Origin of the sequence: Paracraurococcus lichenis, from assembly GCF_030657435.1 — a bacterium.
Taxonomy (GTDB): Bacteria; Pseudomonadota; Alphaproteobacteria; order Acetobacterales; family Acetobacteraceae; genus Paracraurococcus; species Paracraurococcus lichenis.
Window position 1 is genome coordinate 141,560 of sequence record NZ_JAUTWS010000002.1, and the last position, 19,611, is coordinate 161,170.

Genomic DNA, 19,611 nt, shown 5'->3' on the forward strand with positions numbered 1-19,611 from the left:
GTCTCAGGCCGCCCGCGGCGTCGCCAGGCTCAGCAGCAGGCTGCCGAGATCACCCTCCTGCACCGCCTCGGCGGCCTCCGCCGGCGTGAACCAGCGGCGCTCACGCTCGTCCTGCTCCGGCCAGTGGTCGAGCAGCGACTCGACTTCCAGCGCATAGACCTCGACCTCGACCGGCAGGCAGGTGCCATCGGCCAGCCGCTTGGCGTAGCCATAGCGGCCGAGCGGGACCTTGCCGATGCGGCCGCGGATGCCGGCCTCCTCGAAGGCCTCGCGCGCCGCCTGGGCGGCCGGGGTGCAGCGCTTCTCCACCCAGCCCTTCGGCAGGACCCAGCGCCGCGTCTCCCGGCTGGTCACGAGCATGACCCGGACCTCCCCGCCCTGGCGGGAGATGGGAAGCGCGGCACATTGGCGCCTGCGGCGCGAGGGGTTCCTGCCTGACATCGCTCTCGACTGACGATCCTACCCCAATGTCATGCCCGCTTGCCGTTGCAAACGGATGAACCTTGAGTTTGTCGTTAACGTCGGTCGAAGCCAAGTCGTACTGTTTTCAATGTCCTGCCGAGCGGCAGGACCCTGGGGCGGATGTCGGCTAGCTGACGGTTCCGCCATCCTTGCGGACGATGGCGATCACCGAGGGCCGCGGCGGCGCGCCCTCCCGGAAGTCCGGCCAGCGGGTGGAGGGGCGCTCGAAGGTGCTGCCGGCCTCCTCGCCGGGATGCTGGATCGCCAGGAAGATCGTCCGGTCGTCGGGGGTGAAGCGCGGCCCGCAGACCTCCGCCCCGGTCGGCGCCTGGTAGAAGAGACGCGTCAGGCCGCGGCCATGGCCGGCGGTGTCGGCGGCATAGAGGCCATCCGCCACGCCCGCCGCCTCCGGCGCGCCATCGGTGGCGATCCAGATCCGCCCCTTGCTGTCGAAGGCGCAATTGTCGGGGCAGGAGAGCCAGCCCTGCTCGCTGGTAGCGCGGTGGTACTGCGCGCCCGGGTCGAGGCCCGGCTTGCCGGCGGCGAGGAAGATGCCCCAGCGCGCCTCCTCCGCCGCGTGGTCGACGCGGGCGGTGCCGGCGCCGGGCGGGATGATCTCCAAGACATGGCCGTGGATGTTGCGGGCGCGCGGGTTGGCGGCGTCCACCTTCTCCGCCGTGCGGTTGCCGTTGTTGGTCAGCATGACGTAGACGCGGCCATTGACCGGGTTGGTCTCCACGTCCTCCGGCCGGTCCATGGGCGTCGCGCCCAGCAGGTCGGCGGCGCGCCTCGCCTCGATCACCACGTCGCCCTGCGAGGCGAAGCCGTTCGCCGCGGTCAGCGGGCCCTGGCCCTGCACCAGCGGCAGCCAGCGCAGCGTGCCATTGGCCTCGAACTTCGCCACGTAGAGGGTGCCCTCGTCCAGCAGGTCGCGGTTGGCGGCGCGGTCCTGCGGGTTCCAGGGCTTCGCGGTGACGAATTTGTAGACATAATCGAACCGCTCGTCGTCGCCGGAATAGAAGACCACGCGGCCGTCCGGGTTGACGGCATGGGTGCAGCACTCGTGCTTGAAGCGGCCGAGGGCGGTGCGCTTCACCGGCACGCTCTCCGGGTCATGCGGGTCGAACTCGACCACCCAGCCGAAGCGGTTCGGCTCATTCGGCGTGGCGTCGAGGTTCCAGCGCGCATCGAAGCGGTGCCAGCCATAGACCGGCTCCTTCTGGATGCCGTAGCGCTTGTAGGCCGCGGCCTGGGCGCCGCTGACGGCGGCCTCGCCACCGAAATACATGTTGAAATTCTCTTCGCAGGTCAGGACCGTGCCCCAGGGCGTATTGCCGCCGGCGCAGTTGTTCATGGTCCCGCGCACCCGCGTGCCGGTCGGGTCCTCGGCAGTCTTCATCCGCGCATGTCCCGCCGCCGGGCCGCTGATGCGCATCGGCGTCTCGACGGTGATGCGGCGGTTCCAGCGGCTGTCCTTCACATAGGACCAGCGGTTGTCCTGCCGGCGGACCTCCACCACGGAGAGCCCCATGGCCGCGCGCTCGATCGCCGCATGCTGCGCCGTCAGGCGCCGCCGCGCCTCCGGCCCGGTGCCGAGGCCGGGGAACATCAGGTTGGTATTGGTGTATTCGTGGTTCACCACCAGCAGGCCGCGCTCCGAGGAGCGGCTGCCCTGCGGCAGCGGGAAGAAGTCGAGATAATCGTTGTTGTAGCCGAACTGGCGCGATTGGGCCTCGGCGCTCGGGTTGTGCGGGTCGTGCTCCGGCGCGTCGGGCAGGATCGGGTCGCCCCAGCGGATCACCACCTGGATCTCGTGCCCCTCGGCGACCGCGTCGCGCTGCGAGAGCTGGTGCCGCAGCTCTGGGAATTGCAGGGAGGAGGGGCCGCCATTCGGCGTATTGCCGCTGTCCTGCGCCGCCGCGGGCAGGGCGGCGGCGAGTGCCGCGGCGCCGGCCGCGCCCAGCACGCCGCGACGGGAGAGGCGCTCCGCGATCAGCTCGCCGATCGGCCGCCGCGGGTCGGGGTTGGAGCCGATATCCTCGATCTCGATCGGGGTCTCGGGCGTCTCGGTCATGGTCGGTCCCTGGCTGTCGCACGCTGCCGCAACGGCGGCGCGATCTGGCCCCCGGCCCGCCCGGTTGTCCAGCGACACGGCGATGACAGGCGGCGCCCGACCCGGCGGGGCGCGCGCCGCCGCCGGTCAGCTCCGGTACTGCGCCGGCATCTGCGGGTTGTTGGCCGGGTTGGTGTCGTGCTTGGACAGGCGCGTCACCAGGGCGCCGCCGACCAGGGGCTGCAGCGCCGCCTCCAGCGCATCGGCCGCCTCCTTCGCGTAGACCTCCTCGCCGCCGACATAGAGGGTGAAGGCCTTGGCGTATTTCCGCCGCTTCTCCGGATCCTCGACCGTCGCCTTGGTCCAGCGGGCCAGCGGGAAGCGGTCCGGTCCCTGCCGCTCCGCCTCGGCCACATAGGCCTCGAAGGCGTCGAGCTGGCTGACCGGCTTCGCGTCGTGTCGCGCCAGGATCTCCATCAGCGGCCGCAGGGCCGGGTCCTCCGGGCTGTGGCGCGCCAGTTCCGCCAGCGCGTCGGTCATGGTGATCCGGATCTGGTACTGCCAGGCTTCGGTCATCGGGGCCTCCTTCGGCTCGACGGCATGTGCGCATGCTGCCAAGGATGGGGAAGGGGCCGGGCTTCCCCCTCGGCGCCGGCCGCGCCATCCTGCGCCGCAACGCAGGAGGAACCGGTCCATGGCGGAGCAGCCCAGGCCCTTCACGCTGGCCATTCCGGACCAGGCCATCGCCGACCTCAAGGCGCGGCTGGCCCTGACGCGGCTGCCGGACCAGGCGCCGACGCCGCCCGGCCAGCCCTGGGCCTATGGCACCAGCGTGGACTACCTCGCCGACCTCGTCGCCTATTGGCGTGACCGTTTCGACTGGCGGGCGCAGGAGGCGGCGCTCAACGCCTTCCCGCAGTTCAAGGTCCCGCTGCACGGCATCGACGTCCATTTCCTGCACGTCCAGGGGAAGGGACCCAACCCGACGCCGCTGCTGCTGATGCATGGCTGGCCCGGCTCGGTCTACGAGTTCCTCGAGATCATCCCCCGCCTGACCGACCCGGCCGCGTTCGGCGGCGACCCGGCGGACGCCTTCACCGTCGTCGCGCCCTCGCTGCCCGGCTATGGCCTCTCCTTTACGCCGGGACAGCCGCGCTTCGGCGTCCCCGCCATCGCCGATTGCCTGGCCGACCTGATGACCGAGGTGCTGGGCTACCGCCGCTTCGCCGCGCAGGGCGGCGACTGGGGCGGCTTCACCGCGTCCTGCCTCGGGGTCGAGCATGCCGACAAGCTGCTCGGCATCCACATCAACCTGCTGTCGGTCCGCCCCGACCTGCCGCCGCCCGCCGACCCGACGCCGGAGGAGGCGCGCTACTTCGCGGAGGCGGCGCACTGGGTGAAGGAGGAAACCGGCTATCAGTGGATCCAGGGCACCAAGCCGCAGACCCTGGCCTTCGGGCTGACCGACAGCCCGGCCGGCCTCGCCGCCTGGATCGTCGAGAAATTCCACGGCTGGACCGACAATGACGGCAGCATCGAGAGCGCGGTGCCGCGCGACCGCCTGCTGGCGAATATCGCGCTCTACTGGTTCACCGGCTGCATCGGCGCCTCCTTCTGGCCCTACTACGCGCGCCTGCACGGCCCCTGGCCGATCCCGGCGGGCCGCACGGTGGATGTGCCGATGGGCTATGCCGCCTTCCCGCGCGAGATCCGTCGGCCGCCACGCAGCGTCGCCGCGCAAAGCTACACGGACATCCGGCGTTGGACCGTCATGGAGAAGGGCGGGCATTTCGCCGCGCTGGAGCAGCCGGCGACGCTGGCCGCCGAGGTGCAGGCCTTCTTCCGCGACCTGAGGAGGGCATAGAGAATGCGCGCTGTCGGCTTCACGAAAAAGGCGCTGCCGATCGAGGATCCGCGGTCGCTGCTCGACCTGGAATTGCCCGATCCCGGCTCGCCGCAGGGCCATGACCTGCTGGTGCGGGTGCGGGCCGTCTCGGTCAATCCGCGCGACATGAAGAGCCGGATGACCATGGAGGCCTCGGCGGAGAAGCCGGTCGTTTTGGGCTACGACGCCTCCGGCGTGGTGGAGGCGGTCGGGCCGGATTGCACGTTGTTCCGGCCGGGCGACGAGGTGATGTATGCCGGCGTGCTCGACCGCCTCGGCAGCAATGCCGAGCTGCAATTGGTGGACGAGCGCATCGTTGGCCGCAAGCCGCGCAGGCTGGAGCATGCCCAGGCGGCCTCGCTGCCGCTGACCGCGCTGACCGCCTACGAGATGCTGTTCGACCGCATGCGCATCCCGCGTGACGGCGAATCGGCCGGCAACGTGCTGCTGGTGGTTGGCGGCGCCGGCGGCGTGCCGAGCATCGCCATCCAGCTCGCCCGCGCGCTGACGGAGCTGACGGTGGTGGCGACGGCCTCGCGTCCCGAGAGCGCCGCCTGGGTGCGGCAATGCGGCGCGCATCATGTGGTGGACCACAGCCGGCCATTGCCGGCGCAGATGAAGGCGCTGGATGCCGGCCCATGCCCCTGGATCTTCTCCACCCATACCGACACGGCGCGCTGGGCCGAGATGGCGCAGATCCTGGCGCCGCAGGGCAGCATCGGCCTGATCGACGATCCGGAGCCGCTGGATCTGCGGCTGCTGAAGTTCAAGAGCGCGGCGGTGCACTGGGAGGCGATGTTCACCCGGCCGATGTTCCGCACCAGGGACATGGTACGCCAGCACGAGATCCTGGACGAGGTCGCTGACCTGGTGGATGCCGGCAAGCTGCGCGCCACCACGACCAGGGACTACGGCAGCATCAATGCCGCCAACCTGCGCACCGCACATGCGGCGATCGAGACGGGCAGGGCCGTCGGCAAGATCGTGCTGAGCGGCTTCTGACGGCCGCGGGAGGGGACGCCATGCTGGACGAGACCGCGGCCCGCGCCGCGCATGACCTGATCTGGGAGACCTGGCAGGCCGCCGGCCGCATCGCCGCGCTGCCGGAGGCGCTGCGCCCGGCGACCCGGGCCGAGGGCTATGCGATCCAGGCGCATCTTGAGGCCCGCAGCGCCCGGCCGCTCTTCGGCTGGAAGATCGCCGCCACCAGCCGGGCGGGCCAGCAGCATATCGGCGTCGACGGGCCGCTCGCCGGCCGCATCCTGGCGGACATGGTGGTGCCGGCGGGCAGCGCCGTCCCGCTCTCGGACAATGCCATGCGCGTCGCCGAGCCGGAATTCGTCTTCCGCATCGGCCGCGACCTGCCGCCCCGCGAGACGGCGTACGGCCAGGCCGAGGTGATGGCGGCCGTCGCCGCGCTGCATCTCGGCATTGAGGTGCCGGATAGCCGCTTCGCCGATTTCTCCACGGCCGGCGGACCGCAGCTCATCGCCGACAATGCCTGCGCCCACCGCTTCGCGCTCGGCCCCGAGGCGCCGGCGCTCTGGCGCGGCCTCGACCTCGCGCAGCACCGCGTCCGCTGTACCGTCGCCCCGCGCTACGAGCGGGAGGGGATCGGCGCCAACGTGCTGGGCGATCCGCGCATCGCGCTCACCTGGATCGCCAATGAGCTCTCCCGCCACGGCGTCACGCTGCGCGCGGGCGAGTGCGTGACCACCGGCACCTGCGCCGTGCCGCTGGAGGTCCAGCCCGGGGACGCCGTGACGGTCGATTTCGGCCAGCTTGGCAGCATGGGCCTGCGCTTCGTAGATTAGGCCGAATTCCCGAGGAAATCCCCGTCATGGCCGATGCGCCCGACGCCGACACCTTCGACTACGTCATCGTGGGCTCCGGCGCCGCCGGCTCCGTGCTGGCGAACCGGCTGAGCGCCGACCCGAATGTCACGGTCTGCGTGCTGGAAGCCGGCCCGCCCGACCGCAACCCCTTCATCCATATCCCGGCCGGCTTCATCAAGACGCTGGTCGACCCGGCCGTCACCTGGCAGTTCAAGACCGAGCCGCTGGAGATGACCGGCGGGCGGCGCATCAGCACGGTGCAGGGCCGCACGCTCGGCGGCTCCTCCTCGGTCAACGGCATGATCTACAACCGCGGCCAGCCCGCGGACCTCGACAACTGGGCGCAGCGCGGCAACCGCGGCTGGGGCTACGCCGATTGCCTGCCCTATTACCGCCGCTCGGAAAACCGCATCGGCGCCTGCGACGACAGCCGCGGCAGGAACGAGGACGGCATCCCGATCACCGACATGGACTGGATCCATCCGGTCTCGGAGGCCTTCATCCAGGGCTGCCTCGGCCTCGGCATCCCTCGCTGCACGGACTACAACAGCGGCACCCAGGCGGGCGTCGGCTATTTCCAGCGCGCCATCCGTAAGGGCCGCCGCGTCTCCGCCGCCGTCGCCTTCCTCAAGCCCGCGCTGTCGCGCGGGAATCTCGAGGTGCGGACGAATGCGCGCGCCAGCCGCATCCTGTTCGAGGGCAAGCGCGCGGTCGGCGTCCAGTACCTCGGCGCGCCTAGCGCGCCGCCGCAGGAGGTCCGCGCGCGGCGGGAGGTGATCCTCTCCTGCGGCACGGTGAACACGGCGCGGCTGCTGCAGGTCTCGGGCGTCGGCCCCGCCGACCTGCTGGGGAAGATCGGCGTGCCCGTCGTGCACGAGCTGCGCGGCGTCGGTTCCAACTTCCGCGACCACTATGCCTCCCGCCTCGTCATGCGGGCGAAGAGGGGCGTCGAGACGCTGAACGAGCTCTCGCGCGGCCTGAAGCTCGGCGCCCAGATCGCCCGCTGGGCCATGGGCAAGCCGAACATCCTGGCGACCTCGCCCAGCCATGTGCATGTCTTCTGGAAGAGCTTCGAGGGCCTCGACGAGCCGGACCTGCAATGCGTCTTCACCCCCGGCAGCTATGCCGAGGGCAAGGTCTATGTACTCGACGACTATCCCGGCGTGACCGCCGGCGCCTGGCAGCACCGGCCGGAGAGCACGGGCTGGGTGCGCGCGCGCAGCGCCAGCGTCTTCGAGGATCCGGAGATCAATCCCAACTACCTCTCCGATCCCATGGACATCCGCGTGCATCTCGGCGGCATGCGGCTGCTGCGCCGCATGCTCGGCACGCCGCAACTCGCGCAGTACGTGGAGGCCGAGACGCTGCCCGGCCCGCAGGTGCAGAGCGACGACGAGCTGCTCGACTTCGCCAAGAAGAACGGCAGCACCACCTACCACCTGATCGGCACGGCGCGCATGGGGCCGGAGACCGACCCGAGCGCTGTCGTGAACGACCGCCTGCTGGTGCACGGCATGCAGGCACTGCGCGTGGTGGATGCCTCCATCATGCCGAGCATGCCGAGCGCCAATACCTATGCCACCACGCTGATGATCGCGGAGAAGGCCGCCGACTTCATCCGCGGGCGGGAGATGGTGGCGGAGGCGGCGTAGCAGCCGGGGCGCCGCCTCCCACCCGTTACCGCGGGCTCTGCGTCGGCTGCGCCGGCACCGTCGTGCCGGTGTTCGGATGCGTGCCCATGCCCTGCGACTGCGCCCCGCTCATCGCCGCGCCGGCGCCGAGATTGCCTTCCGGCCGGCGCCGTGCCGGGTTGTCGCTGGCGCCCGGCGGCGTCGGGCTGTGCAGTTGCGGCTGCGGCGTCGCCGTGCCGGGCTGGTTCGTGCCGGTGGATTGCGCCGCCGCGCCGCTCATGGCCGCGCCCGCGCCGGTATTGCCTTCCGGCTTCTGCTGCGCAGAGGCCCCACCGGCGGCAAGCAGGGGCGCGACAAGCGCGAGCGCCGTGAGAAGCTTCATGGCTTTCCTCCTGGTTGGTTCGGAAACCAACGCCGGAGGCGGCGATGGGACCGCTACTCACGTCGAGGTGACGAGCGCAGCATGGCGAACGATGTCCGGCTGACTCTGTCGGCGACCGGTCTGGCCAGCGGGAACGCTACCGAATTCGCCGGCTGCCCCGCTGAGGCGGTTCGGCTGGACTGACCCCAAGCCGCGGCGTGATCCGGCCGCGGAGCCCCATCTCCAGGCGAAGCCGCCCTATCCGGCGGCGCGCTTCGCCAGGCACTCCTTCATGAAGGCCTTGCGCGGGTCGCCGTGCAGCGAGCGTTCCTTCGCGGTCGCGCTGCACTGGCGCATCCGCTCGTGCTGCGCCTGCTGGGCGTGGCTTGGTGCCTTCCGCGGCTTGGACTCCGCGGCCATCGCGGGCAGCGCGGCGCAGGACAGCAGGGCGAGGGTCAGGGCGAGGCTGCGCATGGTGGATCCTCCTGGTCCATTGGCGCCAGAGTGGTTGGCGGCGCCGAGTCGATGCAACCATGACGTTCATGGGCTCGCCTGGGGCATGCGCCTTGCTAACCTTCCCGCCGAAGGTGCCGCCGTCCGGCGCCGGAAGGGGATGCGATGCCGACCGAACCAGACCTCGTCCTGCCGACCATGGAGGCGATCCGCCGCTGGAGCGGCGTCGACCTGCCGAATGCCGCGGCGCGGCATGGCCTCGCCGATTTCACCGCGCTCCTCGCCGAGCTCGAGGCGCTGCGCGGCAGCATGGCCTTCGAGGACGAGCCGAGCAGCTTCGAGGCCGCGCTGCGCGACTGCCGGGAGACGGGCGCATGAGCGATCTCGCCCTGCTCTCCATGACCGAGGCCGCCGATGCCTTCGCCAAGGGCGAGGTCGCGGCGGAGGCGATGGTCCGCGCCTGCCTCGCCCGCATCGATGCGCATGACGGCAAGGTCAACAGCACCATCCGCCTGGACCGGGAGGCGGCGCTGGAAGCCGCCGCGGCGCAGGACAAGGCGCGCGCCGCGGGACAGCGCCTCGGCCCGCTCGCCGGCGCGCCGATGATGCACAAGGACATGTACTACCGTGCCGGCAAGGTGAGCACCTGCGGCTCGAAGATCCGGAAGGATTTCGTCCCGACGGTCACCGCGACGGTGCTGCAGAAGCTCGACGCCGCCGGCGCGATCGACATGGGCACGCTGAACATGGCGGAGTTCGCGCAGAACCCGACCGGGCACAACGCGCATTTCGGGCATTGCCACAATCCCTGGATCCTCGATTATTGCACCGGCGGCTCCTCCTCCGGCTCCGGCGCCGGCGTGGCCGCGCGCTTCTTCACCGCAGCCCTCGGCAGCGACACCGGCGGCTCCATCCGCCTGCCGGCGACGCTCTGCGGCGTCACCGGGCTGAAGGCGACGCAGACCCGCGTCTCGCGCCACGGCGTCATGCCGCTCAGCTTCTCCTGCGACAATGTCGGCCCGCTGGTGCGCACGGCGCGCGATGCGGCGCGCTTCCTCAAGGTCACGGCGGGCCAGGATCCGCAGGACCCGACCAGCGCGGCGGAGCCGGTGCCGGATTACGAGGCGGCGCTGACCGGCAGCGTGAAGGGGATGCGGATCGCGGTCTGCGAGACCTATTTCCTCGACGGCGCCGATGCCCCGGTGGTCGCCGCCTTCGAAGCCGCACTCGACGCGCTGAAAGGTGCGGGCGCCGAGGTGACGCGGGTGAAGGCGCCGTCGCTCCGCGCCATCAATGCCTATGTCGCGCTGGTCAGCCGGGTCGAAGGTGCGGCGATCCACGCCCAGTGGATGCGCGAGCATCCCGGCGACTACGCCATCCACCTCTCGGCGCGCCTCTTCGGCGGCTATGCCATCCCCGGGCATCTCTACGTCGAGGCGCTGTCGCGCCGCGGCCCGCTGCTGCGGCAATTCGTGGCGGAGACGCTGACCGGCTTCGACCTGGTGGCGACGCCCACGCTGCGCACGCGGGTGCCGACCCTGGCGGAGACCGACATCGACGCCGACCCGGCCAATTGGTCGCGCTTCATAGCCGTCTCGGCCAATACGCGGCCCTTCAACTATCTCGGCCTGCCGACGATTAGCATCCCCTGCGGCTTCGACGACCGCGGGTTGCCGATCGGCCTGCAGCTTGCCGGCCGGCCCTTCGCCGAGGCGGCGGTGCTGCGGGCGGCCGACGCCTTCCAGCAGGTCACCGACTGGCACCGGAAGGCACCGCCGCTGGCCTGAACCGGAGAGGCAGGGGGACACTGTCCCCCCGCCCGCCGGGTCTCAGGCGACCGGGTTCAGCTCGGTATGGTGGTAGCTCATCACCAGCGTGCCGTCGGCCTCCGTGGTCGCCTGCACGTCCTGCAGGGATACGCCCTTGAGCAGCAGCGTGGTGTGGTCGGGCGCGCTGCCGCCGATGCCGCCGATCTGCAGCAGCAGGTCCTGGCCCTGCTGCACCTGGTGCACCTCGCGCGTCGAGCACGGCTCGGCGAGCCGCAGCACGTCGCCTTCGCCGAAGCCGTAGATCGTGTCGGTCTCGGCATACTTGCCGACCAGCAGGGTGGCGGCGTAGTCGCCCAGCGTCACCGTATTGCTGCCGCCGCCCGCCGCCACCAGGTCGCCCGCGACGCTGGTGCCGGCGATCAGCACGTCGTTGCCGGCGGCGCCGATGAGGGTATGGGCGATCGTCGTGTTGAAGCCGCTGTACAGGAGATCGCTGTCGGCGGTGCCTTGCAGCACGGGTGTGGTGTCGTCGCCGATGAGAATGGCCATGATTGTCGCTTCCCGAATGTCTTCTGGCTGGTCCGAATCGGCGCCGCGTTACACGAGCGGCGTATCGGGCGGTGCGTACTGCACGTTCTGCAGGTGCACGCTGTTGTCGCCGTGTTGCAGGTCCATGGACCACCAGGTCTGTTCGCCCACGCCGGCCAGGGAGTTGGTGCCGCCATGCGCCGCATCGGCGGGCACATGGTCGGTGAACTGGTTGGCCTGGACCCCGTCAACATAGTTGGTGATGCTGCCCGGCAGCCAGGCGGTCGAGTAGGTATGGACGTCCGAGGTCTTCACGTTCGGCAGGTCCTTCGCCGCATAGGCGTCCTTGCCGTTATTGTTCCAGTGGACGGTGCTGTATTCCTGGCCGTTCGCCAGGATCTCGACGGTGTCGATCTCCGCCCCCGGCCACTTGTTGTCCGCCGGCCAGAGCAGCGCATAGGCGCCCGGCACGTCGCCCGGGGTGTTGGACAGCGTGAAGCTGTAGAGCCCGTAGCCGCTGCCGCCACCCTGCTGCAACGCGCCGGCATCCTGCCCGCCGGACGACGTCACGGTGATGGAACCGTCGCCATTGCTGTGCACGTTCCCCCAGTGATTGGACAGGTTCTGCGTTCCGGTCCAGCCGCCAGGAAGCGAGGCGTCGAAGCCCTCGATGCCGGCAATGTTGTTGGTGCTGCCTGCCATGCGTCCCGTCTCTCACATGCGGGGATGCTCCGGCGCGCGACAGGCCCCGCTCCTGGCGCGCGCGTTCCTCACCCGCGAAGCGGGCGAAGAGACCTCGGATGTGTGTCGTGCCGCCCGCACTGACATGATCGGCGGTGGCGGCGGTGCGGACCGGTCGAGGCCGGCCGCGGTCGGAAGAACCCTGCCGAAGCAGTACGCCCGCTCGCAGCGGATGCAGGCGCCGACAGCGGTTTCGGGGAGAGGGCGCGGAGTGTCAAGCGCAACATCGGCGCCGGGCGCAGCGGCGGCGCGGCACGCCATCCGCGCGAACTGCGTGTGACGGCATTGCACATCCCGCAGTCGCAGCTTTTCCCTGGCATTGCGGAAGTACAGGCTTTTCACCTTCGCGCCACCGTCACGAAATGCGACGCGCTGCCGATGACGCCAAGGTGAGAAGAAGCTGCGCCGCGCGACGGGTCAGCGCGTCATGCGGCGCGCCGCATGGCAGCGTCGGACGCCGCGCTTCGCGGCGTCAGTAGATCTGGGCGCGGATCCGCGCCTGGTACTCCGCCTCGTACTGCGCGGCGTCGATCGCGCCGCCCGCGGTATGCGCGGCGATCATCTGGCCGTTGCTCGGCACGCCCGGCGGCCGCGGCCTGTCGCCCCAGAGGTGAGATCGCATCACGGACTTGGCGCAATGCGCGTAGACCTCGCGCACCGCGACCAGCAGCACCGTGCTTGGCGCGCGCCCCTCGACGGCGAATCGCGCGCGCAGCGCGGGATCGGCGGTGATGCGTGCCGCGCCCTGCACGCGCAATGTCTCGCCGACGCCGGGCACCAGGAAGAGCAGCGCGACGCGCGGGTCCTCCAGCACGTCGCGCAGCGCATCCAGCCGGTTGTTGCCGCGCCGGTCGGGCAGGGCGAGGGTGCGGTCGTCGAGCGGCAGGACGAAGCCCGGCGCATCGCCGCGCGGCGTCGCATGCGGCCCGCGCGAGCCGGTGGTCGCCAGGATGCAGAAGGGGGAGGCGGCGATGAAGGCGCGCGCCGTCGCCTCCAGCCGGTCCGTCACCTTGGCGAGGAAGCGCGGATGCGGCGCCTCGTAGAGCGCGGCCAGCGCCTCCAGGCTCGTCACCGCATGCGGGTCGCTCATCCCCGCAGCGCCTTGATCTGCGCGGGGTAGCTGCCGGGATCGACCCGGACATCGACCAGCGCCGGGCCGGGCGCGGCCAGCGCCTCGGCCAGCGCGGCGCGGAAGCCGGCCTCGTCCGCCGCCCGCAACCCGGTCCCGCCGAGGGCGCGCAGCGCGCCGGCGAAATCCGCCTCCGGCCAGCCCAGCGCGCCGTCCGGCAGGGCGCGGCCGCCCTTCTTGATGTCGATCAGGGAGAGGCTGGCGTCGTTGAAGACCACGATGGTCAGCTTCGCGCCGAGCACCGCGGCGGTTGCCAACTCGCCGAGCGCCATCAGCAGCCCGCCATCGCCGGTGAAGGCCAGCGCGCCGCGCCCCGGGTCGTGCAGCGCCGCCGCGATGCCGGCGGGCAGGGCGAAGCCCATGGTGGCGAGGCCGTTCGAGATCAGCAGGTCGCCCGGCCGCTCCGCCTGCCAGAAGGTCGTGCAGGGGAACATATGGGCACCGGCATCGACCGAGACGCGCGGGTCGCGCCCCGCAACGCGGCAGGCCTGCTGCGTGATCTCCACCACCGCCTGCGGCGAGAGGCCGCGATTGCCGCCCGGCGCATTGGCCAGCGCGCGCAGCCAGGCCGCCCGCTGCGCGGCGATCGCCGCCGCCTCCCAGCCGCTCGGCGCCGCCTCGGCGGCCAGCGCCGCCAGGGCCGGTGCCAGCGGCCCGTAGAGCGCGGCGGCCGGCGCATGGTAGTGCAGCGGCCGCGGCGCGGTGCCGAGGTCGATGACCGGCGCCCCGTAGCGCCAGGGTTGCGGAATGAACTCCACCGGATCGGCGCCGGCGAGGAGGATCAGGTCGGCCTCGCGCAGCAGCGGCGCCTCGGCCTCGCCGCCGGTGAAGACGCCGCCGAAGAGGGGATGCGCGTCCGGCAGCACGCCCTTCGCCTTGTAGGTGACGAGCCCCGGGCAGCCGAGGCGCTCGGCCAGCGCCCGCAGCGCGGCGCAGGCGGCGGGCTCCGTCGCCTCCAGCCCCGCGACCAGCACCGGCCGGCGCGCCGCGGCGAGCAGCCGCCGTGCGGCCGCGAGCGCCGGGCCCTCCGGCGCGGCGGCCGCGCCGGCCAGGGCGGCGAGCGGCAGCGGCGCGGCCGGCGCGCGCGCCACGCCGCCCGAGACCTCGAGCAGCGCCGGCCCTCGCGGCGCCGCCATGGCGGTCGCCAGCAGCGTCGCGGCGATGGCGCCGGGCGCGCCGCCCGGCTCCGTCGCGCGCGCCTGCGCCTTGGTCACCGGCGCCAGCATGGCGGCATGGTCGAAGAACTGGTGCGTCGCGAAGGCGCGCTCCGTGCCGGTGAAGCCGTCGGCGAGAAGCAGCAGCGGCGCGCGGTCCAGCGCCGCCTGCGCGATGCCGTTCGCCGCATTGCCGACCCCCGGGCCGCGGGTGACGACGACCGCGCCCGGCCGGCCGGAAAGCTCGGCCTCGGTCGCCGCCATGATGACCGCCGCCGTCTCCTGCCGTGCCAGCACGAAGGGGATGCCACGCGCCGCCGCGGCCTCGACCAGGTCGAGGCTCGAGCCGCCGCCTGGCACGCCGTAGAGGCGCGGGACGCCGGCCGCGCGCAGCGCCTCGGCCACGGCCTCCGCACCGGTGAGGCCGTCCCGGCCGGATGGCGGCGCTGTCATGCATGATCCTCCCTCGACTCCGTGCAACGGAGCATAGGCCTGATCGGTCGCCTGCCCAGCCCGCCTGCGCCCATGCGCCTGCCGCGCCGCTGGGCGGGGCTGACCAGCAATTGTGCAGCCGATATGTCTGCGCCTCATTTCCTTGCGGCTGCCTTCTTGCAGGCATGGGGCTGTCCGTGCTGGTTTGCGGAAAAGGAAGGCAGCCAGGGGACCCGAGACGCGTGACGCTATCCAGACCCCCCGCATTCGATGAGATGCGCGCCGAAGACGGGGTTCGTTCCGCCTATGCCGAGATCGAGCGGTGGCTGCGCGCCACGCCCCGCGAGATGCTCGATCGCAAGCGCCACGAGGCCGAACTGCTGTTCCGCCGCATCGGCATCACCTTCGCGGTCTATGGGGAGGGCGGGGATCCGGAGCGGCTGATCCCCTTCGACCTCATTCCCCGCATCATCGCCCGCTCCGAATGGGACCGGCTCTCGGTCGGGCTGAAGCAGCGGGTGCAGGCGCTCAACGCCTTCCTCGCCGATGTCTATGGCCCGCAGGAGATCCTGAAGGCGGGGAGGATCCCTGCCGCCCTGGTGCTGGAGAACGAGGGCTACCGCAAGGAGATGGTCGGCATCACGCCGCCGGGCGGGGTCTACACGCATATCTCCGGCATCGACATGGTGCGCACCGGGCCCGACCAGTTCTACGTGCTGGAGGACAATTGCCGCACGCCCTCCGGCGTCTCCTACATGCTGGAGAACCGGGAGGCGATGCTACGGCTCTTCCCGCGGCTCTGCGCCCGGCACAGGATCGCGCCGGTCAGCCGCTACCCCGAGGAGCTGCTGGAGACGCTGAAGGCGGTCGCGCCCGCCCGCGCCGGCGCCAACCCGACGGTCGCGCTGCTGACGCCCGGCCCCTACAACAGCGCCTATTACGAGCACTGCTTCCTGGCCGACGAGATGGGCGTGGAGGTGGTGGAGGGCGCCGATCTCTGCGTGCAGGACCAGGTGGTCTACATGCGCACGACCGCCGGGCCGAAGCGGGTGGACGTGATCTACCGCCGCATCGACGACGAGTTCCTGGACCCGGAGGCCTTCCGCCCCGACAGCCTGGTGGGCGTGCCCGGTTTGATGGCGGCCTACCGCGCGGGCAATGTCGCGCTGGCCAATGCGCCGGGCGGCGGCATCGCCGACGACAAGGCAATCTATCCCTATGTGCCGGAGATGGTCCGCTTCTACCTCGGCGAGGAGCCGCTCCTGGCCAATGTCCCCACCTTCCTCTGCGATCGCGACGAGGACCGCAAATACGTCCTCGACAACCTCGACAAGCTGGTGGTGAAGCTCGCCAAGGGCTCGGGCGGCTACGGCATGCTGATCGGCCCGCATGCCAGCAGGGCGCAGCGCGAGGACTTCCACGCCCGCATCCTGGCCAGGCCCGGCGACTACATCGCCCAGCCGACCCTTGCGCTGTCGACCTGCCCGACGGTGGTCGAGCAGGGGATCGCGCCGCGGCATGTGGACCTCAGGCCCTTCGTGCTGTCGGGCAAGGAGATCCGCATCGTCCCGGGCGGGCTGACCCGCGTGGCCCTGAAGGAGGGCTCGCTGGTGGTGAACTCCTCGCAGGGCGGCGGCACCAAGGACACCTGGATCCTGGAGGACGAGGGGCCGGACGGCAGCGCGCCCGGCCAGAGCCAGAGCCAGGCGGCCTCCCTCGGATGCTGAGCCGCACCGCCGACAACCTCTTCTGGGTCGCCCGCTATACCGAGCGCGCCGGCAACGTCGCGCGCGGCCTCGGCGTCGCCTCCCGCATGGCGGCGATCTCGGCCCGCCTCGGCGACGAGGTGGCGGAGTGGCGGGCGCTGCTCACCGCCTCGGGCGGCGATGGCGGCTTCTACCGGAAATACGAGACGCCGGAGGCCGAATCCTGCATCCACTGGCTGGTCTTCGACCCGGACAACCCCTCCTCCATCCTCTCCTGCTTCGAGGCGGCGCGGCGCAATGCCCGCGCGGTCCGCACCGCGCTGACGGTCGACATGTGGGAGGCGCTGAACGACAGCTGGAACCGCCTGCGCCAGCTCTCGCCCGAGGCGACGGAGGGCGAGAACCTGCCCGACTTCCTCGGCTGGGTGCGGGAGCGGGTGACGCTCTTCAACGGCGCCTCGCACGACACCATGCTGCGCAACGAGCCCTGGCGCTTCGTGCATCTCGGCACGATGCTGGAGCGGGCCGACAACACCGCGCGGCTGCTCGACGTGAAGCATGCCCTCTTCGCGCCGGAGGCCGAGGGGGCGGTCGACTACGTGCAGTGGCAGGCGGTGCTGCGCTCGGTCTCCGCGCTGCGGTCCTACCAATGGGTCTACCGCGAGCGGCTCTCGGCGCGGCGGATCGCCGAGCTGATGATCCTGCGGCCGGAACTGCCGCGCAGCCTCGCCGCCTGCCATGCCGAGGTCTCCGACACGCTCGAGGCCATCGCCATCGAGCAGGGTGGGCGCATCGGCGAGTGCCACCGCATCGCCGGGCTGCTGAAGGCGCAGCTCCGCTACGGCCGGATCGATGACATCTTCGAGGAAGGCCTGCACGACTACCTGACGGGCATGATCACCCGCACGGCGGAGCTCGGCGCGGCGATCGATGCCTTCTACATCCGGCACTGAGCCTCAGCCGGGGTCCGGCCGGTAGAGCCGGATGACGGAGACGCTGTCGGCCATGGCATGGCCCTGGCCGACATAGGCATCCAGCCGCGCCGTCGCGCTGCGCGCGACAGGCAGGTCGAGGCCGAGCCCGCCGGCGAAGGCCTCCACGGCGTGCAGGTCCTTCTGCAATTGCCTGGCATAGCCGAGCGGCGGGTCGAAGGCCCGGGCCTGCATCAGCGGCCAGATGCGCTGCAGCAGCGCGCCATCGGCGAAGCCGCCGGCCAGCGCCGCCGGCACCGCGGCGGCGTCCAGCCCGGCGGCCTCGGCCATGGCCAGCGCCTCGGCCATCACCAGGAAGCCGGTGCCGACGATCGCCTGGTTGATCATCTTGGCGGCCTGGCCGGCGCCGACCTCGCCGAGGCGCGTCACGTTCGCGCCGAGCTCGCGCAGCACCGGCTCCACCGTGGCGACATCCTCGCCGCTGCCGCCGGCCATGATGGTGAGGCGCCCGGCGCGCGCCGCGGGCGGGCCGCCGGAGACCGGCGCATCCACGAAGCCCATGCCGGCCTCCGCCCGCAGGCGCCGCGCGGCCTCGCGCGCCGCATCCGGCGGGATGGTGGAGAGGTCGACCAGGACCTTGCCGCGGCAGGCCTCGCCGGCGGCCGCCACGCCTGCGGGCCCGAACAGGCAGTTGCGCACGGCTTCGGTATGCAGGACGCAGCTCAGCACGATGTCGCTCGCCGCGGCGACCGCGGCGGGGGAGGGGGCGGCGACGGCACCATGCGGCACCACCAGGTCCAGCCTCTCCGGCTCCAGGTTCCAGGCCGTGACCGCATGGCCGCGCTCCAGCAGCCGGCGCGCCATGGCCTCGCCCATCAGCCCGATGCCGATCATCCCGATCCGCGCCATGCCCGCTCCTCCCGCGCTATGCCGCCGGGCGTGGCCGCGGCGCGGGGATCTCCCGCGGCGCGACCCGCAGCACCGCCCAGCCCAGCAGCCCGGCCATGCCGGAGCCGAGCAGGATGCCGAGCTTCACCTCGTCCTGCAGGTGCTGGTTGCCGGCGAAGGCGAGCAGGCCGATGAAGAGGCTCATGGTGAAGCCGATGCCGCAGAGCAGCGCCACGCCCAGCATCTGCCAGCGGCCCGCGCCCATCGGCACATCGGCGAGGCCGAGGCGGATGACCAGCGCCGCGCTGCCATAGACGCCCACCAGCTTGCCGAGCACGAGGCCGAGCGCGACGCCGAGCGTCAGGTGGTCCACCGGTGCATCCACGCCGATGCCGGCGAAGGAGACGCCGGCATTGGCCAGGCCGAAGACCGGCACGATGCCGAAGGCGACCCAGAAGTGCAGCCCATGCTCCAGCCGGTGCAGCGGGGAGCGGGCCATGTCGTCCGGCCGGCCCGCCTGCATGCGTAAGGGAATGGCCATGGCCAGCACGACGCCCGCGATGGTGGCATGCACGCCGGAGCGCAGGACGAAGAGCCAGAGCACGACGCCGAGCAGCAGGTAGGGCCAGAGCCGCATCACGCCGAAGCGGTTCAGGCCGGCCAGCACCGCCGCCACGCCCGCGGCGAGGCCGAGGTCGAGGAGGGACAGGTCGCCGGTGTAGAACAGCGCGATGATCAGCACCGCGCCGAGGTCGTCGATGATGGCGAGCGCGGCGAGGAAGACCTTCAGCGAGGTCGGCACCCGGTCGCCGAGCAGCGAGAGCACGCCGAGCGCGAAGGCGATGTCGGTCGCCGACGGGATGGCCCAGCCGCGCAGCGTCTCGGCGTCGCTCCAGTTGAAGGCGGCATAGATCAGCGCCGGCACCGCCATGCCGCCGGCCGCCGCGATGCCGGGCAGGGCGCGCCGCGGCCAGGTGGCGAGCTGGCCGTCCAGGAACTCCCGCTTGATCTCGAGCCCGACGAAGAGGAAGAAGACCGCCATCAGCCCGTCATTGATCCAGTGCTGCAGGCCGAGCGGACCGAGCTCGAGATGCAGCGCCTCGAAATAGAACGGCGCGGCGGGCGAGTTCGCCAGCACCAGGGCCAGCGCGGCAGCGCCCATGAGCACGAGGCCGCCGGAGGCCTCGTTGTCCAGGAAATGCCGCAGCATGGAGAGCGGGCGGCGGGAGATCGTCGCGATCCCGTCGGGCATCTGGGTCTTCCTTGCTGGTGGGGTGCCCCGCCCGTCCGGCCGCGGCATCGCCGCAACGCGACAGGCCCGGGCGGGATGCGAGTAGCTGGATGGCTCAGGCCGCGCCCGACGCCGGCCATGATGGATGACGCGCGGGCGGGCAGTCCAGCCCGAGCAGGGCGCGTGCCCGGAGGCGGGCCGTCTTGCATGGTGGGCGAGCCGATTCGGACCTCCGGCCCTTCGGTCATCGGCACGCCTCGGGCGGAAGGGTCTCGACCAGGGCACCGGCCGGCCGCGCCAGGCCCGGGTGGTGGACCGGCAGGGCCGGGCCATAGGATGCCATGAGGCGGCGGGCCAGCGCGGTCTTGCCCGCGCCGCCCGCCCCGCGGAGGTTGAGGAGGATGCCCATGGCATTGCCTTC

At 71.7% G+C, this 19,611-nt stretch carries 20 protein-coding genes; 8 read left to right on the plus strand and 12 right to left on the minus strand.

The genetic code is table 11. The features are described 5' to 3' along the window. Positions 1 to 3: 3 nt before the first annotated feature. From Q7A36_RS02560 to Q7A36_RS02570, 3 genes are all read right to left on the minus strand, one after another. Positions 4 to 441 (minus strand): NUDIX hydrolase, encoded by a 438-nt coding sequence (locus Q7A36_RS02560; protein WP_305102078.1) that lies wholly within the window; start codon positions 439 to 441, stop codon positions 4 to 6. 148 nt (positions 442 to 589) lie between these two features. After that, on the minus strand, positions 590 to 2,536 hold the full coding sequence (locus tag Q7A36_RS02565) for a PhoX family protein (RefSeq protein ID WP_305102079.1): 1,947 nt from the start codon (positions 2,534 to 2,536) through the stop codon (positions 590 to 592). 126 nt (positions 2,537 to 2,662) lie between these two features. Further along, positions 2,663 to 3,091 (minus strand): hypothetical protein, encoded by a 429-nt coding sequence (locus Q7A36_RS02570; RefSeq protein ID WP_305102080.1) that lies wholly within the window; start codon positions 3,089 to 3,091, stop codon positions 2,663 to 2,665. 118 nt (positions 3,092 to 3,209) lie between these two features. Here Q7A36_RS02570 and Q7A36_RS02575 point away from each other — a divergent pair, with 118 nt between their 5' ends. From Q7A36_RS02575 to Q7A36_RS02590, 4 genes are read left to right on the plus strand one after another with little or no spacing between them, the layout of a single operon-like run. After that, positions 3,210 to 4,379 carry an epoxide hydrolase gene (locus Q7A36_RS02575; protein WP_305102081.1) on the plus strand — a complete coding sequence of 390 codons (1,170 nt, stop codon included), beginning with the start codon at positions 3,210 to 3,212 and terminating at the stop codon, positions 4,377 to 4,379. A gap of 3 nt (positions 4,380 to 4,382) precedes the next feature. Then, positions 4,383 to 5,402 carry a zinc-binding alcohol dehydrogenase family protein gene (locus Q7A36_RS02580; protein ID WP_305102082.1) on the plus strand — a complete coding sequence of 340 codons (1,020 nt, stop codon included), beginning with the start codon at positions 4,383 to 4,385 and terminating at the stop codon, positions 5,400 to 5,402. Between the two features lie 20 nt (positions 5,403 to 5,422). Beyond that, complete coding sequence (locus tag Q7A36_RS02585) at positions 5,423 to 6,214, plus strand: 2-keto-4-pentenoate hydratase (RefSeq protein WP_305102083.1); 792 nt, start codon at positions 5,423 to 5,425, stop codon at positions 6,212 to 6,214. 26 nt (positions 6,215 to 6,240) lie between these two features. Then, a complete protein-coding gene (locus Q7A36_RS02590; RefSeq protein ID WP_305102084.1) occupies positions 6,241 to 7,887 on the plus strand; it encodes a GMC family oxidoreductase in 1,647 nt (548 codons plus the stop codon). A 25-nt stretch (positions 7,888 to 7,912) separates the two neighbouring features. On the opposite strand, the gene Q7A36_RS02595 is transcribed toward Q7A36_RS02590, so the two are convergent. Beyond that, entirely contained in the window at positions 7,913 to 8,248 is a 336-nt protein-coding gene (locus Q7A36_RS02595) for a hypothetical protein (protein WP_305102085.1), read from the minus strand. Positions 8,249 to 8,485: 237 nt separating this feature from the next. Then, positions 8,486 to 8,701 (minus strand): PsiF family protein, encoded by a 216-nt coding sequence (locus tag Q7A36_RS02600; protein WP_305102086.1) that lies wholly within the window; start codon positions 8,699 to 8,701, stop codon positions 8,486 to 8,488. 144 nt (positions 8,702 to 8,845) lie between these two features. On the opposite strand from Q7A36_RS02600, the gene Q7A36_RS02605 reads away from it, so the two are divergent. Both Q7A36_RS02605 and Q7A36_RS02610 read left to right on the plus strand, forming a co-directional pair. Beyond that, the gene (locus Q7A36_RS02605) at positions 8,846 to 9,058 is read left to right on the plus strand and encodes a hypothetical protein (protein ID WP_305102087.1); all 213 of its coding nucleotides are present in this window, start codon (positions 8,846 to 8,848) and stop codon (positions 9,056 to 9,058) included. Continuing rightward, positions 9,055 to 10,467, plus strand: coding sequence for an amidase (locus tag Q7A36_RS02610; RefSeq protein WP_305102088.1), 1,413 nt, complete (start codon positions 9,055 to 9,057; stop codon positions 10,465 to 10,467). Before Q7A36_RS02605 ends, Q7A36_RS02610 begins: the two co-directional genes overlap by 4 nt. A 42-nt stretch (positions 10,468 to 10,509) precedes the next feature. Here Q7A36_RS02610 and Q7A36_RS02615 read toward each other — a convergent pair whose 3' ends face one another. The 4 genes from Q7A36_RS02615 to Q7A36_RS02630 form a co-directional block, all read right to left on the minus strand. Continuing rightward, on the minus strand, positions 10,510 to 10,998 hold the full coding sequence (locus tag Q7A36_RS02615; protein ID WP_305102089.1) for a hypothetical protein: 489 nt from the start codon (positions 10,996 to 10,998) through the stop codon (positions 10,510 to 10,512). Between the two features lie 48 nt (positions 10,999 to 11,046). Next, entirely contained in the window at positions 11,047 to 11,679 is a 633-nt protein-coding gene (locus Q7A36_RS02620; protein WP_305102090.1) for a family 16 glycosylhydrolase, read from the minus strand. A gap of 511 nt (positions 11,680 to 12,190) precedes the next feature. Then, positions 12,191 to 12,808, minus strand: a complete 618-nt coding sequence (locus Q7A36_RS02625; protein ID WP_305102091.1) for a pyridoxamine 5'-phosphate oxidase family protein — start codon at positions 12,806 to 12,808, stop codon at positions 12,191 to 12,193. Next, entirely contained in the window at positions 12,805 to 14,454 is a 1,650-nt protein-coding gene (locus Q7A36_RS02630; RefSeq protein WP_305102092.1) for a thiamine pyrophosphate-binding protein, read from the minus strand. The genes Q7A36_RS02625 and Q7A36_RS02630 overlap by 4 nt, the downstream gene beginning before the upstream one ends. A 254-nt stretch (positions 14,455 to 14,708) precedes the next feature. Between Q7A36_RS02630 and Q7A36_RS02635 the strand changes: the two genes are divergently transcribed. Beyond that, the gene (locus tag Q7A36_RS02635) at positions 14,709 to 16,160 is read left to right on the plus strand and encodes a circularly permuted type 2 ATP-grasp protein (RefSeq protein ID WP_305102093.1); all 1,452 of its coding nucleotides are present in this window, start codon (positions 14,709 to 14,711) and stop codon (positions 16,158 to 16,160) included. After that, the gene (locus Q7A36_RS02640) at positions 16,154 to 17,092 is read left to right on the plus strand and encodes an alpha-E domain-containing protein (RefSeq protein WP_305102094.1); all 939 of its coding nucleotides are present in this window, start codon (positions 16,154 to 16,156) and stop codon (positions 17,090 to 17,092) included. The genes Q7A36_RS02635 and Q7A36_RS02640 overlap by 7 nt, the downstream gene beginning before the upstream one ends. A 3-nt stretch (positions 17,093 to 17,095) precedes the next feature. Here the strand turns inward: Q7A36_RS02640 and Q7A36_RS02645 are convergent, their stop codons facing one another. The 3 genes from Q7A36_RS02645 to Q7A36_RS02655 all read right to left on the minus strand — a co-directional run bounded on the left by Q7A36_RS02645 (position 17,096) and on the right by Q7A36_RS02655 (position 19,599). Then, positions 17,096 to 17,980 carry an NAD(P)-dependent oxidoreductase gene (locus Q7A36_RS02645; protein WP_305102095.1) on the minus strand — a complete coding sequence of 295 codons (885 nt, stop codon included), beginning with the start codon at positions 17,978 to 17,980 and terminating at the stop codon, positions 17,096 to 17,098. 16 nt (positions 17,981 to 17,996) lie between these two features. After that, positions 17,997 to 19,211, minus strand: a complete 1,215-nt coding sequence (nhaA, locus tag Q7A36_RS02650; RefSeq protein ID WP_305102096.1) for a Na+/H+ antiporter NhaA — start codon at positions 19,209 to 19,211, stop codon at positions 17,997 to 17,999. A 223-nt stretch (positions 19,212 to 19,434) separates the two neighbouring features. Next, positions 19,435 to 19,599, minus strand: a complete 165-nt coding sequence (locus Q7A36_RS02655; protein ID WP_305102097.1) for a hypothetical protein — start codon at positions 19,597 to 19,599, stop codon at positions 19,435 to 19,437. Positions 19,600 to 19,611: the final 12 nt, after the last annotated feature.